The sequence below is a fragment of the Paenibacillus aceti genome (assembly GCF_003614185.1).
GTDB lineage: Bacteria > Bacillota > Bacilli > Paenibacillales > Paenibacillaceae > Fontibacillus > Fontibacillus aceti.
The window spans coordinates 848,003-862,484 of the sequence record NZ_KZ987724.1 but is presented as its reverse complement, the minus strand read 5'-3'; the positions used below and the strand labels follow the sequence as shown (position 1 = coordinate 862,484).

Sequence of the window (14,482 nt, the reverse complement as noted above, 5' to 3'; positions counted from 1 at the left end):
TTATTCCACATATGTCTACATTGCTCCACAACAAATAAACCGATGCCTTAATAATGGCATCGGTTTATGGTTAAGTATCATAAATTTGGCTGTCTGGAATTTAGTCAAGCAGCTTCTTTATCCGCTCCGCTTCTGCTTCTGTCGGGGGAATCAACGGCAGGCGTACAGACCCGACCGAATAGCCCTGTTGGGTAAGCGCATATTTCACGGCAACCGGATTTGGACATTCGAACAACCCCTTAAAGATCGGCAGCAATTTCTGATGCAGCTTCGCTGCTTCGCCAACTCTTCCTGCCAGGAAGCTGGTGATCATTTCCTTCATCGGGCTGCCGATAATATGGCTCGCTACGCTGACAACGCCATGAGCTCCGACGGCTATAGCTGGAAGCGCTGCCGAGTCATCGCCGGAGTATACTCTGAATCCGGCAGGAGCCGCTCCCGCCACCTCAGCTACTTGATTCAGAGGCGCGCATTCCTTCGTGGCCACGATATTAGGAATCTGTGCCAATCTAAGCGTCGTCTCCGCACTAAGGCTGATCATCGTACGGCTTGGAACGTTGTATAGCATAATCGGCAACGAGGTAGTAGCCGCAATCGTCGAGAAATGACGATAGAGTCCTTCCTGCGAAGGCTTATTATAATAAGGAGCGACCAGCAGCAGTCCATCCACTCCCGTCTTCTCCGCCTCTTTGGATAAATGGATGGAATGGGCCGTATTATTGCTTCCCGTCCCGGCAATTACTTTGCATCTTCCCGCCGCATGTTCCACTGCGAAACGGAATAATTCCAGCTTTTCTTCATCTGATAATGTTGGAGACTCCCCGGTCGTACCACATACAACCAAGCTATCGGACTTCTGTTCTTCAATAAGATAATCGATCAGACGAGCCGTCTCGCCCCAGTTAATCCGTTCCTGCTCATCGAACGGTGTTACCATCGCTGTAATCAATCTACCGAAATCCATCCTTGTCTCCTCCTTCATTCCTTGAGTCAATAAGTCCATAAGATAATAGCTCTAACTTCTATCGCCCTAATTCAAACTTCGTATGCAGAGCACGTAATGCCGCCGCCATGTCGTCTTTATTGACCAGTACCCAAATCGTCGTATTCGAGTCCGCAGATTGCAGAATTTGGATGTTCTGTTCCGCCAAGGCCTCGACGATCTTGGCCATAATGCCCGGAACGCCGTTAATCCCTCCGCCAATCACAGAGACTTTGGCGCAGCCCGTCAGCACATTCGGCTTAAGTTCCAGCTGCTGCAGCACTTCGATCGCCTTGTCTGAATCATAGTCGAACACCGTATAAACGACTCCCGAAGGGGTAACATTAATAAAATCGACGCTGATGGCATTCTCAGCCATAGCCTTGAACACCTGCAGTTGCAGATGTTCCTTATTATTGTCCGTAGCATCGACCTTGATCTGGGTCACATTGGCTACATAGGCAATACCGGTAACATAGCGGTCCAGAATTCCGAGCTGTACATCCTTAAATCCTTCCGGATTCGCAACGAGCGTCCCTTCGCTCTCCGAGAAAGTAGAACGGACCCTCACAGGAATACCGGACTGCATAGCAATTTCGACAGCTCTCGGATGAATCACTTTGGCCCCTTGATGGGCCATATTGCAAATTTCGGCGTAGCTCACATAATCAAGCTGCCGTGCGTCTTCAACAATTCTCGGGTCCGCTGTAAGAATACCATTGACATCGGTATAAATATCGACCATTTCTGCATGAAGCGCCGCACCCAGCGCCGTTGCCGATGTATCGCTGCCACCGCGGCCCAGCGTTGTGAAATCACCGATCTGATTCTGCCCCTGAAACCCGGTCACGATCACTACATCCTTCTGTTCCAGCTGCTCGAGCACCCGGGTAGGAACGATATCGAGAATCCTCGCATTTCCATAGTGGCTGTCTGTGCGGAAGCCCGCCTGCGCCCCCGTCAGTACGACGGAAGAGATCGATTCTCGATTAAGCAGACTGCTCAGCATGGAGGCGGAGATCATTTCCCCGCAGGCGAGGAGCAGATCCTGTTCCCGCGGCTCCAAGCTTCCACCGCCGCCGGCGATAAGATCAAGAAGGGTGTCGGTAGCGTAGGGATCGCCTTTTCTACCCATCGCTGACACCACAACGACGAGCCGGAAACCGTTAGACAGTTCCCGGCGGATATGTGAGATGACATAATCTCTTGCCTCCGGAGTGGAGAGAGAAGTGCCACCGAATTTTTGCACTAAGATGCGCATCGGTATTCCTCCAATTTACGTATGCGGAGTAAAGCTTGACTTTATTCCGAAGTTCTAGGTTGTTATCGAATCAAGTTTTATTCTGCTAAAATCACAACAAGATACGGCCTATCCATCAATATCTCCGTCTTGTCGGCAGTTTCAGTGGCCAGAGGATCGCTTCGCGTTCGTCGGTTCAATGGCAAGCGTAACACCCGGTGCATCGGACAGCTACTTCTCACTTTCATCCAGGTTCATCATCTCAGCTAGCTCGCATAGACAGACGCTTAATGTCCATGAACACCGTTCATCTGGCGCGTCTTCCCTTCTCTTATCAACTATATACGATAATGAAGCAGAGCTCTGTGAATTATGATCTATAGCGTTCTATGATAAGGGGCTGCAATTGCTTGCCCTCCAGCGCCGCAAGGCAGGCTTCAGGAACAAGATCCATCCGCGCTACCAGAGAATTCGGCTTCTCCGTCGGATTATCCTGGCCGAATGGAACGAAGTATATATTCTTCGCAATAATAAGCTTAGCGATATTCGCCAGATTAAAGCCAAGGCCGTCATTCGTAGATATGGCGACCACGAGCGGGCGGCCATTACGCATTTGCGCTTTTGCCGCCATTAGAACCGGGCTGTCCGTTACCGCATTCGCAAGCTTGCTGGTTGTAGTTCCCGTGCAAGGAGCGATAACCATAATATCAAGTAATTTCTTAGGTCCGAGCGGCTCGGCATCTACAATTGAAGCGATAATATCGTTTCCGGTAATATCCTTCAGCTGCTTCTGCCAATCTTCCGACTTGCCAAAACGAGTATCCGTCGTTAATACCGATTGAGATACAATCGGAACCACCTTAGCCCCATCATCTACAAAACGTTGGATCTGCGGCATCACCTCAGCAAGCGTGCAATGCGAGCCTGTTACCGCATAACCTACCGTTATCCCCTGCCAATTCAATCTTCATCCCCCCGTAAATGGAACTCTTCCATAATCGACTGACACAACGTGTTGCCTATAATAATTCCAGCCGTTTTGGGAGCGACAATTCCAGGTAAACCGGGAGCAAGGAGCGCCTTGATTCCGCGCTTCTCGGCAAAACGGAAATCCGTTCCGCCAGGAGCTGAGGCAAGGTCGATAATGACCGTCCTTCTGGGCAATTTTGAGATGATTTGCGCTGTGACTATCATAGTCGGTATCGTGTTAAAAATCAAGTCAATTTCGCCTGTGTAAGCGGTCAAATCCCTTGTCATAAAAGGCTCCCAGCCCATGACAGCAGCTCTCGCAATATCCGCTTCCTTGCGTACGCCTACCCGAACTTTTGCCCCTAAACCCTGCAAAGTCTTCGCCAGTGTGAAGCCTGTTCTCCCCATTCCCAGTACGATACAGTTAGAGCCGTGGATGGTAATATCGGTATTCTGGATCGCCATCATGATGGCACCCTCAGCTGTCGGGATCGAATTGTATATCGCTACATCGTCGCGGTCGAGCAGTTCAATCAGACGGAATCGATAGTCATTACTCATCCGCCTCAGCAAGCTCTTGGCCATGCCCGTGTATACTAGGGCTCCCTCCCTTATAGCCATGAACAGCTCCTGCTTCATCACCAAATCTCCGCTTCCGAACGGCGCGGCAATCACGCCATTGTCTTCACAGCCAATCACCGGCATCACGATAATATCCGCCTCTTGCAGAGCCGCGGCAGACAATGCTTCATGCTTCGCGCCGGCAGGCGGATTCTCCAGCTGATCGAAGCCGATCAATCGAACCGTAGCATCCAATTCAATACATTTGTTGATCACCTCGACCTGCCGAGCATCTCCACCCAAAAAAACAATTGTAAGACCGGTCAGCATCAGGACGCCACTCCTCCCAGGCAATACAGTATAGAGCATAGTATGCCGATGCCTACAAAGTGGTGAAGGATGAAACTGAGAAAAACAAACCTCTAGTAGCTTCCGAAGCTCTAACGAAACTCCATATCGTTATTTTCACAAAATCAGCCCCAACTCAAATCTAATGAAACTCAGTAGCGCTATTTCGGCAGAAATCGGCCATTTAGCCCTTGTTTGATCCCGATAGCGCTACCCTGTTTCGTTAGATTTTGAAATCGCTCCTTTTAGCCCAAATAGCAATACCTAGTTTCGTTACAGATTGGAACCAACATCCTTTTCGCATTCTTCCGCTCGTCATTCTCCCCCCGGCCCCTGGCCCTAAATAAAAAAAGCACCCACCCCCCGGTCATTTAAGACCGAAGGCTGGATGCTTGTTCTTGGCTTACAGCCGTTCCATATATAATTCTACTTCGTTCCTGTATGACCGAATCCACCAGCACCACGCTCTGTGTCAGACAGTTCTTCCACGGTAAGCAGATTGACCACCGGCACGGTCTGGAACACCATCTGCGCGATTCGCTCATTCCGTTTGATCGTAAAGGCCTCGTGGCCCAGGTTGATCAACAGCACCTTGATCTCGCCGCGATAGTCGGCATCGATCGTTCCTGGCGTGTTCAGACAAGTGACACCATGCTTGAAGGCGAGTCCACTACGCGGGCGAATTTGCGCCTCAAGCCCCGCGGGCATAGCGATGGCAATCCCCGTCGGTACGAGGAAGCGCTCTCCAGGCTGAAGTCTGATTTCCTCCGTTACTGCAGCATATAGATCAAATCCGGACGCAAGCTCCGACATCTTACGCGGAAGCTCTACGTCCTCATTTCCAGGCATACGTTTCAACTGTACTTCAAATGACAAGTTCATCTCTCCTTAATCCAGATAGCGCTCGGTCCGAACCACCCACCATAGCCAGTGCGAACGGACTCCCAAACATTTCCTTAATACAATAGTTTACATCATCCATCGTGACCGCATCAATGCGATTTATCATTTCATCAAGCGTGAAATGGCGTCCCAGCATCAGCTCATTCTTGCCAAGGCGAGTCATCCGACTGCTCGTACTCTCCAGGCTTAGAATCAGACTACCCTTGAGCTGCTCCTTGCCCTTGCTAAGCTCGCTCTGTGTAAGCCCATTATGTGCCACATCCTGCAGAATTTCCTGTGTCAGCTTCAGCACATCCTCGGTCTGCTTCGGCGCAGTGCCGGCATATACGGTGAACAACCCGCTGTCTGCACTCGAGCTATGATAGGAATAGACCGAATAGGCCAGACCCCGCTTCTCACGAATCTCCTGGAACAAGCGGGAGCTCATACCGCCGCCGATCGCATTGTTCAGCAGCACCATCGCATATTGACGGTCATCCCCGGTAGCCAGCCCCGGGAAGGAAAGGCAGATATGATTCTGCTCCGTCTTCTTCTTATGGAATCTGAGCCCGCTGAGGAACTCAGGCACGGCCAATGAATCACTAGGGCCATGGTTGCCGAAAGCTCCGAAATATTTCTCTAACAGATCAAGCAGCGAATCGTCGATATTGCCAGCGACACTAATCACCGTGTTCTCGATCGTATACTTCTCTCTCATATACTGGCGAAGATGATCCGGCGTCATCGCCAGCAGCTTCTCCTCAGTTCCGAGAATCGGCAGAGCGAGCGGATGATCTCCATAGGCGGCTTCCGTAATGAGATCGTGAACCATATCATCTGGCGTATCCTCGTACATCGAGATTTCCTCCAGGATGACATTCTTCTCCTTGCGAAGCTCCTCGGCATCAAAGAGCGAATGGAAGAACATATCCGACAGTACATCAACCGCAATCGGCAGATGCTCATCCAGCACTTTGGCATAGAAACAAGTATACTCCTTCGAGGTGAACGCATTCACATTGCCGCCGATCGCATCGAATTCCTCAGCGATATCTTTGGCGCTGAATCTTGACGTTCCCTTGAACAGCATATGCTCGATAAAATGAGAAATCCCGCCCTGCTCCGGCGTTTCATTCCGCGATCCGGTCTTCACCCAAATCCCGAAAGAGACAGATCGACAGGATGGAATTTTCTCCGTAACGACCCGCAGGCCATTGCTTAATTGCGTCTTATTCACTAAGGATCCTCCTATAAGTTTTGCCCAGCAAAACATAGCAATACACGAATTGATAAATGCAATCCTATCCTATCAAAAAAAAGACAGTCGCTCAACTCTCTGGCGAATCGACCCGGTCGGGAGATAGCGTCTCTTCCACCGTGCCCAGCTTGATGCCCTTGCGCTCGATCACCTCGATCATTCCCTTCAGAGCATCCCGGGAGGAAGCGGTGGGATGCATCAGGATCAGCGAGCCGGGCTCTATCTTTTGGGCGATCCTCTGTACGATTACCTCTGGCGCCGGCTTCCTCCAATCCACCGTATCTACCGTCCACAGCACCGTCTTTAACCCCTGCTCCGCCGCTAACTCAACCGTTCTCTTATCGTAATCGCCAGACGGCGGGGCGAACCAGCGATTCTCTACCCCCAGCTTCTCCTTCAGCAAATCCTTGGTCTTCGATATTTCCAGCCGGGCCCGGCTATCGTCCAGTTGACTCATATTAGGATGAGAGTACGCATGATTCTCCAGCTGATGTCCTCGCTTCTGAATTTCCAGCGCCAGCTCGCTATTCTTCTTCAGCCAGCTGCCATCGAAGAAGAAAGTAGCCTTCACTTTGGCTTCATCCAGCGTATTTAGCATCGGGATAATATATTCATTTCCCCAGGCTACATTGATCATAAAAGCAGCCATCGGCTTGTTCGGATTACCGCGAAAGATCGGCTCTGCTCCGAGATCATCCAGACTTACCTTCGGCTTCAGCTCGCGATAGACGAATTCGAGCTTCTGCCCATGCTCCGCCGCCTTGGCCTTCTCATAGGTCTTCTCTATATCTACCTCGCGTCCATTGTATCCGGGAATAGCCTTCCACACCCGGTCAACGACCGCATCGATAGGCTCGATCCTCCGCTTCTCCGCTTCGGCCCGGATTTGGGTCAGCAAGGGATCATCGTCTTTATGCTCCTCAAGCAGACCCAGCACCAGCTTGCTGCCCTTCTCATGGCCGCCACCGTCTACAAATTTGTGAATCCCGACGAACTGCCCCATCATCATGACGAGCAGGGTCGTTGCGATGATTAGCGCCAGTTTTTTTCGATTCATGACAGACCCATCCCTTCAGCGGGTTTTGTCCTCATCTTATGAAGACAAGTTCCGGAATATGCGAAATAAGCACAGTTTGTAAATAGCCCTGTATTTTTCAGAAAATATATGTTATAATTACATTTGTTGAGTAAATTTAACCTCATAAGTTCCTCGAAATTTCCTACTAATCCATCTAGAAGTGAAAAAAATTCCTATTTGATAACCCTACAGAGTAAGAGTTTTATGAGTTTACGGAACGTTTGAGCAATTTCTGATTCACACTGGAGCGGTCATCGGAGCCGCAAGGACGAAAGAGAGGCAGGGCTTTTGTTGTTTTAGAAGCAATGTACCGATTGATGAACTTCACAAATACGGAACCATGTGCAGCAAGCTTGTTACATTCATGCTGTCAGAGGTTAAATTTATAGAGTCGCTTTATTAAAAGTTCATGTTCAAAAAGTTCGGTTTTCAGCACCAAGAAGGTTGGATGAAGCTAGGGGCTGAGGCGCGGAGCGTACGTAATTGGTACGTGAGCACCGGAAGTCCCGGCTGAATTCAAGATTCGATGCTGAGTCTACTTCCTGATTCACTTCGTGATCAAAGGCAGAGTTTTTGAACAACCTCTAATAGCGCATAATACAAAAGTACCCGGCGAGTTGATCGCCGGGTACGTCCAATTTTACTAGCAAATTTCAGTTTTTCCTCATACCGTACTCACTTTCACATTTCCAATCATCGCTTCCTGATCTGATTCTACGGACTCTCCCTGCCACAGCAGACGCATTTCTTCGCAAGTAGCCAGTAGCTCCTGCAAGGTACCCTCAGCCTCGATCTGCCCGTCTTTCATGACGATAATATGATCCGCTCTGGTCAGAGCCGCCCGTCGGTGCGATACAGCAATGCAAGTTACATCCGCTTCCTGGAATAGCCCTTCCCATACCTTATGCTCCGTCTCTACATCCAATGCACTGGATAGATCATCAAAAATAAACAAGTCTGACCCGGTCATCAGCATCCGTGCTGTCGCCGCTCGTTGAATTTGCCCGCCGGACAGCATTACCCCTCTCGGGCCTACATAAGTGTCCAGTCCATCATCAAGATCAGCTATATCTTTGTCCATAACCGACAGACGGATCGCCCGCTGCAGAGCTTCGTCATTCGGCTGCCCTAGAACGATATTCTCTTTCAAGGTATCACTGAACAGACGCGGTACCTGCGGCGTATAGGCGGCTCTTGGAGGAATCAGAAAGCCAGCGGCGTTTACCGCCTGGCCATTCCACAGAATCTCCCCCTCCTGCTTAGGCAGAAGCCCGAGCAGCGCCCTGACCAGCGTCGATTTGCCTGAGCCGATCCGACCGGTAATCACGAGAAATTGCCCTTGCTTCAAACGCAGATTCACCTTCGATATCCCATTCTCCGAGCCTGGATAATGGTAACTTAGCTGCTTGACCTCCAGCCTCTGCAGACGTTCCTCCGGCTTCTTCTGGCGCACCGGCAGCTCAGGAGGCTCACTATTCAGATAAGTCTCTCGGGCCTCGATAATCCGATCCTCTTCCCCCGGCCTGAACAAAGTCCGCATCCTGTCAAAAGAAACCTTCAATCGCTTATGCTGATACACCATATAACCGAATAAGGATATGCTGAAGCCAATCCCCGTAAGATAAGTCGTATATAGAGCGAAATCCCCGACCGTAAACCGCCCTGCCTTCATCTCCGCCGCACACATGAGCAGGATCAGCCCGGTACAAATGCTCAGGACATGCTGATTCAATGATCTCATCCACTGTCTGAACAAATTATCTCTCAGCGCCGCGCGCCGCCGTTGCTCATTCAGCTCGGTAAACTTCCGATGCACATGCTCCTCAGCCTGACCGAGCTTAAGCGCCTGCACAGCCCCGAAGGTCTCGGCGATGAAGCTCGTAATACGCCCGGTAGCTTCACGGTTCTGCTGACCATATTTGCGAGCCTTATTGCCGGACAGATTATTCAACAAGGTTACAATCAGCAGTGGTAAAATAGCGACCAGCGTAATTTTCCAATTAATATTAGCCATAATTACGACCGATACGATCGCGAATACCAGCCGTCCCCCGAAATCAACCCAGGACTCGATATATTCAACCACCTCATTCACATCATCCCGAAAGCGGCTCATCGCCTCCCCGGGCGATGCAGGCAGATTCCGCCCCGGCCAGCGCATTATTCCCGCCAGCATATTCGTACGTAGAATCGCCTCTATATGATAAATATAGGTTACCCATTCATAGAAGGCCACGAAGAAAGTTCCCACGCGCATAAACCGCACCAGCGCCAGAAAGATCAGTGGAGCAGCTAGCCATAAATAATCTTCTGAGCCTGCAGTCGCGCGGTCAAAGAACCATTGCATCCCAATCCCGAACAGGAGCGGCATGGAGTGAAACACTCCCCACAGCAGCCCGTTTAAGATGAACAAGAATGGCTTGTAGCGGAACAAGCGGCTGATAAAGCCCGTCACATTCATGCCAAATCCTCCTCTCTCCCGGTTGCCAGCAATCTGGCATAATGTGAGTCTGGACGATTCGCCAACTCTTTCCGATCCCCGAATTCCAGGATCTGCCCATCGCCGAGCACCAGAATCTTGTCAACCTGCTCTAGCGTAGCCAACCGATGCGCGATAATAACGCCTGTGCAGCGCTTCATCAGCGAGTCTACGGCCAACTGCAGCATGGACTCCGTAGCCGCATCCAGCCGTGATGACGGTTCATCCAGCACGACGAGACTCGGTTCAGTCAGAAATACACGGGTCAAGGCAAACAGTTGCGCTTCTCCAGCCGACAGTGAGGAGCCTCCCGAGGACAGATGGGTATCCAATCCTTCAGGCAGAGCTTCGATCCATGTGCTCAAGCCCAGCCGCCCTGTCGTCTCCAGAAGCCGTTCATCCGTTACCTCAGGATTGAATAGTGTCAGATTATCGCGCAGCGTTCCATCGAATAATTGCACATCCTGCGTAACCATCCCGACCCGCTGATAGAGCGCAGGCAATTTCAGCTTCGTAATATCGATACCGCCGACCCGAATCACGCCCTGGTTGATATTATATAGGCGCAATAGAATGCGGCTAAGACTCGATTTGCCACTGCCCGTACGACCGATAATGCCGAGCCGCTCCCCGGCTTCAACCCGAAACGTCAGGTTGCTAAGAACTGGCTTATCCTCGTTATAGCGGAAGGATACCGCATCAAATTCTAGGCTAAGCGCTCCTTCTGGCAATGACTCCTGATTCCCACTCACAATCTCACTGCGGCTTGCCAGTAATTCTCTGGAGCGGAGCATGCCGGATTTCGCCTTCTGAAACTCCTGCACCTGATCCCCTAGCATTTCAATCGGATCATTCAGCATCTGAGTATATTGATAGGTAAGGAATAGTACGCCTAGCGATATTTTACCGGATAAATAATAGTGAACTCCGAGCAGCAGCACCGTTGTCACGGCCAGCGCGAACAGAATGACCGTCGTATTCCAGGGAACGACCCGCAGCATCCATGCTCTCCGGCCCTTCATCGCCAGCACACGCATCGCACGGAAGAAGCGGTTCATCACATAAGGCACATGCCCGTTAGCCTGAACATCCTCGATCCCGGCGATCCGCTCTTCGATCAGACCGAACAGGGCTGCACTCGCCTCCCGTTCTTTCTTGGACGACTGCACGCCCAGGTTTCGGATGACGACCATGAACAGAATCGCCAGCAGTGTGAACAAGGTCATCACACCCGCAATCAAGCCATTAACACTGAACATATAGCCCAGAATCCCGGCCAACATCACAAAGCTGCCGATCACCTGTACGATGAACATGGCAAAAAAATTCGAGATCCCCGTAACATCCCCATCAATCCGTTCAATCATTTCACCCGGCGTCTTCACATTATGAAACCGCATATCCAGCTTCAAACAGTGTCTGAGCAGGTCCCCGCGCAGCTGGTTCGTCGATCTCCAGGCGACATCATTACCGATATAGCTGACCGCCACAGTAAATAATTGATTACATACAGCCACCAGCAGGAAAGCTCCTGCCAACAGCAGCAAGCTGGAGACAAGACCGCCCTCAGCAGCCGTATCGATAAAGCGCGCAATGATTTGCGGATTTATAAGTTGTAAAGCCGTTGAAGCCAGCAGTAGAACGGATAGAAGAACCAATTTCCCTCTGACCGGCTTCAAATAGGTGAACAGCCAACCCATCGATATTTTCTCTTTGTTAGACATGTCTTTCCCCCGTTTTCCTTGGCAGCACAATATTTCCCATTATCCCATAATTACTTAGCCTGCTTCAAAGTAAAAAACAAATATAATTAAAAAAGCAACACAAAAAAGAGCCAGAATAATCATTCTGTCTCTTTTCCCGTAATGGTATTGAATTCAAATCGAAATTTTAGGAGTGTGATTGTTCCTTCTCGGCGGTTAATACCGCTTTACGGGAAAGATTAATCCGTCCCTGTTGGTCGATCTCGGTAACCTTGACAGTAACCGTATCTCCGATGGCAACCACATCCTCAACCTTAGCAACCCGTTCAGTCGACAGTTGAGAAATATGCACCAGACCATCTTTACCCGGCAAAATTTCTACGAAAGCGCCGAATTTCTCAATTCGTTTTACCGTACCTACGTAAATTTCACCGATGACAACTTCCTTCACGATGCCCTCGATAATGGAACGGGCCTTGTTATTCATCTCTTCATTAGTCGAAGCGATAAATACACGTCCATCCTGTTCAATATCGATCTTAACGCCGGTCTCTTCGATAATCTTATTGATAATCTTCCCGCCGGCTCCGATCACATCGCGGATCTTGTCCGGATTGATGTTCATGATCGTAATCTTAGGCGCATACGGAGACAAATGCTCCTTCGGAGCTTGAATGCGTTCCTGCATTTTGCCGAGGATGAACATACGTCCTTCTCTCGCTTGCTCCAGTGCTTCGGACAAGATTTGACGGTCGATCCCGTCGATCTTGATGTCCATCTGGATCGCAGTTACCCCTTCCGCTGTACCCGCTACCTTGAAGTCCATATCGCCGAGATGGTCTTCCATCCCTTGAATATCGGTGAGGATCGATACTTGCTCTCCGTCCTTGATCAGACCCATAGCAACACCAGCTACCGGAGCCTTGATCGGTACCCCTGCATCCATCATAGCCAGCGTGCTGGCACAGATGCTCGCTTGAGATGTGGAGCCGTTCGATTCCAATACTTCCGATACGAGACGAATCGTATAAGGGAATTCCGTTTCTGGCGGAATGACCTTCGACAACGCCCGTTCACCCAATGCACCATGTCCGATTTCACGGCGTCCTGGTGCGCGCAGCGGACGAGCCTCGCCCACGCTAAATGGCGGGAAGTTATAATGGTGCATGAAGCGTTTGGATTCCTCCAGGTCGATGCCATCGAGAATCTGTACATCGCCCAATGCTCCAAGCGTACATATGCTGAGCGCTTGCGTCTGACCGCGAGTGAACAGACCGGAGCCATGCGTGCGCGGCAGCAGATTGATGTCGCATTCGATCGGACGAATCTCGTTCAATTTCCGTCCATCCGGACGAACCTTGTCATGGGTGATCAGGCGGCGCACTTCTTCTTTGACGATATCATGCAGCACTTCCTTCACATCTTCCAGCAGCTCAGGAGATTCTATGTACTTCTCCTCAAAATAAGCGACAGTCTCGTCATTGATCGCATCGATTGCATCCTGACGGGCATGCTTCTCTGCAATTTTGACAGCTTCAACCAAGCGCTCGGATGCATACGCGCGAACTTCGCTATTCACCGTCTCATCGACAGCATGGAGTTTAACCTCCATTTTCTCTTTACCGGCGACAGCGACGAGCTCTTCAATCGTGGCGATAATCTTCTTGATCTCATCATGCCCGAACATGATCGCTTCCAGCATCACTTCTTCCGGAACCTCATTCGCTTCGGCCTCAACCATCATAATCGCATCTTTGGTACCGGCAACAACGACATAGATATCGCTGGCTTCTTGCTGAGCAATATCCGGGTTGATGACGAATTCCCCATTCACGCGTCCAACTGCAACACCGCCAATCGGGCCGTTAAAAGGAACATCCGATATACTCAGCGCAGCCGAAGTACCGATCATAGCAGCTATCTCAGGCTCGCAGTCCTGATCCACGCTCATGACCAAGTTCACAATCTGCACATCATTCCGGAAGCCTTCCGGGAACAATGGGCGAATTGGACGGTCAGTCAAACGGCTGGCGAGAATTGCCTTCTCACTAGGACGTCCTTCACGTTTAATGAAGCCGCCGGGAATTTTACCCACAGCGTACAGCTTCTCTTCATAATTTACAGTCAGCGGAAAAAAATCCAGATCCTTTGGTTCTGCAGACGCCGTTACTGTACACAAGACAGCTGTATCTCCATAACGCACCATTACCGCCGCATTAGCCTGCTTGGCTAGACGACCGGTCTCCAATGTAAGAGGTCTTCCTCCCAATTCCATTTTTACATGATTTTCCATGAAATCCCAATCCCTCCTTATTCACAAATAAAAGTTCGTTACAACTCTCATTATTTCCTGCTTCTATACAATTCATAAAAGCAACAAAATTTTATACCCCATTCTATGCCTAAAACAAAAGCTCCTCACGGAGCTTGTCTTCAAACAGATATGCATCATCATACTTGCGAACCAAATATTATACATTCCTTCGTAAAAAGCAACCCGGAAGCGACCATTCGCTGCAATAGCGCGCGGCGGCTACCAGGCTGCTTCTCAAACAAAGGAAATTAACGACGCAATCCGAGTCTTTCGATCAACGCGGAGTAACGTTTAACGTCTTTGTTCTTCAAGTAAGCCAACAGCTTGCGGCGTTGACCAACCATCTTCAGAAGACCGCGACGGGAATGATGATCCTTCTTGTGCGAACGCAAGTGATCCGTCAAATTCACGATGTTCTCCGTGAGGATAGCAATTTGTACCTCTGGTGATCCGGTATCGGATTCATGAGTTTTGTACTCTTCGATCAATTGTTGTTTACGCTCTTGAGTTAATGCCATCCTATCCACCTCCTTTGCAGAAATCGCCATTAGCCTAGTAGTCGGACGGTGAGACCTGACAACCAAGCCAAGGTTTATGTCGACATGCAAGAGAACCTGCATGAGCAACGTAAATCAGTATAACATAGGTAAGAGATAAAAGTAAATGAT

The 14,482-nt window shown here is 50.1% G+C and carries 11 protein-coding genes; all 11 read right to left on the bottom strand.

What is annotated here, in order from left to right:
• Positions 1-100 precede the first annotated feature (100 nt).
• Positions 101-964 carry a 4-hydroxy-tetrahydrodipicolinate synthase gene (dapA, locus tag BFJ94_RS03905; RefSeq protein WP_120461401.1) on the bottom strand — a complete coding sequence of 288 codons (864 nt, stop codon included), beginning with the start codon at positions 962-964 and terminating at the stop codon, positions 101-103.
• A gap of 58 nt (positions 965-1,022) precedes the next feature.
• A complete protein-coding gene (gene dapG / locus BFJ94_RS03900; RefSeq protein ID WP_120461399.1) occupies positions 1,023-2,243 on the bottom strand; it encodes an aspartate kinase in 1,221 nt (406 codons plus the stop codon).
• Positions 2,244-2,592: 349 nt separating this feature from the next.
• Positions 2,593-3,186 carry a dipicolinate synthase subunit B gene (locus BFJ94_RS03895; protein ID WP_120461397.1) on the bottom strand — a complete coding sequence of 198 codons (594 nt, stop codon included), beginning with the start codon at positions 3,184-3,186 and terminating at the stop codon, positions 2,593-2,595.
• Positions 3,183-4,082 carry a dipicolinate synthase subunit DpsA gene (gene dpsA, locus BFJ94_RS03890; protein WP_120461394.1) on the bottom strand — a complete coding sequence of 300 codons (900 nt, stop codon included), beginning with the start codon at positions 4,080-4,082 and terminating at the stop codon, positions 3,183-3,185. The genes BFJ94_RS03895 and dpsA overlap by 4 nt, the downstream gene beginning before the upstream one ends.
• A 444-nt stretch (positions 4,083-4,526) precedes the next feature.
• The gene (dut, locus tag BFJ94_RS03885; protein WP_120461392.1) at positions 4,527-4,982 is read right to left on the bottom strand and encodes a dUTP diphosphatase; all 456 of its coding nucleotides are present in this window, start codon (positions 4,980-4,982) and stop codon (positions 4,527-4,529) included.
• Positions 4,966-6,219 (bottom strand): M16 family metallopeptidase, encoded by a 1,254-nt coding sequence (locus tag BFJ94_RS03880; protein ID WP_120461390.1) that lies wholly within the window; start codon positions 6,217-6,219, stop codon positions 4,966-4,968. The genes dut and BFJ94_RS03880 overlap by 17 nt, the downstream gene beginning before the upstream one ends.
• A gap of 91 nt (positions 6,220-6,310) precedes the next feature.
• Positions 6,311-7,297: a polysaccharide deacetylase family protein gene (locus BFJ94_RS03875; protein ID WP_120461388.1), complete on the bottom strand. Its 987-nt coding sequence runs from the start codon at positions 7,295-7,297 to the stop codon at positions 6,311-6,313.
• 685 nt (positions 7,298-7,982) lie between these two features.
• The gene (locus tag BFJ94_RS03870; protein ID WP_120461386.1) at positions 7,983-9,779 is read right to left on the bottom strand and encodes an ABC transporter ATP-binding protein; all 1,797 of its coding nucleotides are present in this window, start codon (positions 9,777-9,779) and stop codon (positions 7,983-7,985) included.
• Complete coding sequence (locus BFJ94_RS03865) at positions 9,776-11,521, bottom strand: ABC transporter ATP-binding protein (protein ID WP_120461384.1); 1,746 nt, start codon at positions 11,519-11,521, stop codon at positions 9,776-9,778. The genes BFJ94_RS03870 and BFJ94_RS03865 overlap by 4 nt, the downstream gene beginning before the upstream one ends.
• Before the next feature lie 166 nt (positions 11,522-11,687).
• Positions 11,688-13,793 (bottom strand): polyribonucleotide nucleotidyltransferase, encoded by a 2,106-nt coding sequence (pnp, locus tag BFJ94_RS03860; protein ID WP_120461382.1) that lies wholly within the window; start codon positions 13,791-13,793, stop codon positions 11,688-11,690.
• A 269-nt stretch (positions 13,794-14,062) separates the two neighbouring features.
• Complete coding sequence (gene rpsO, locus BFJ94_RS03855) at positions 14,063-14,332, bottom strand: 30S ribosomal protein S15 (RefSeq protein ID WP_120461380.1); 270 nt, start codon at positions 14,330-14,332, stop codon at positions 14,063-14,065.
• Between the last annotated feature and the right edge of the window lie 150 nt (positions 14,333-14,482).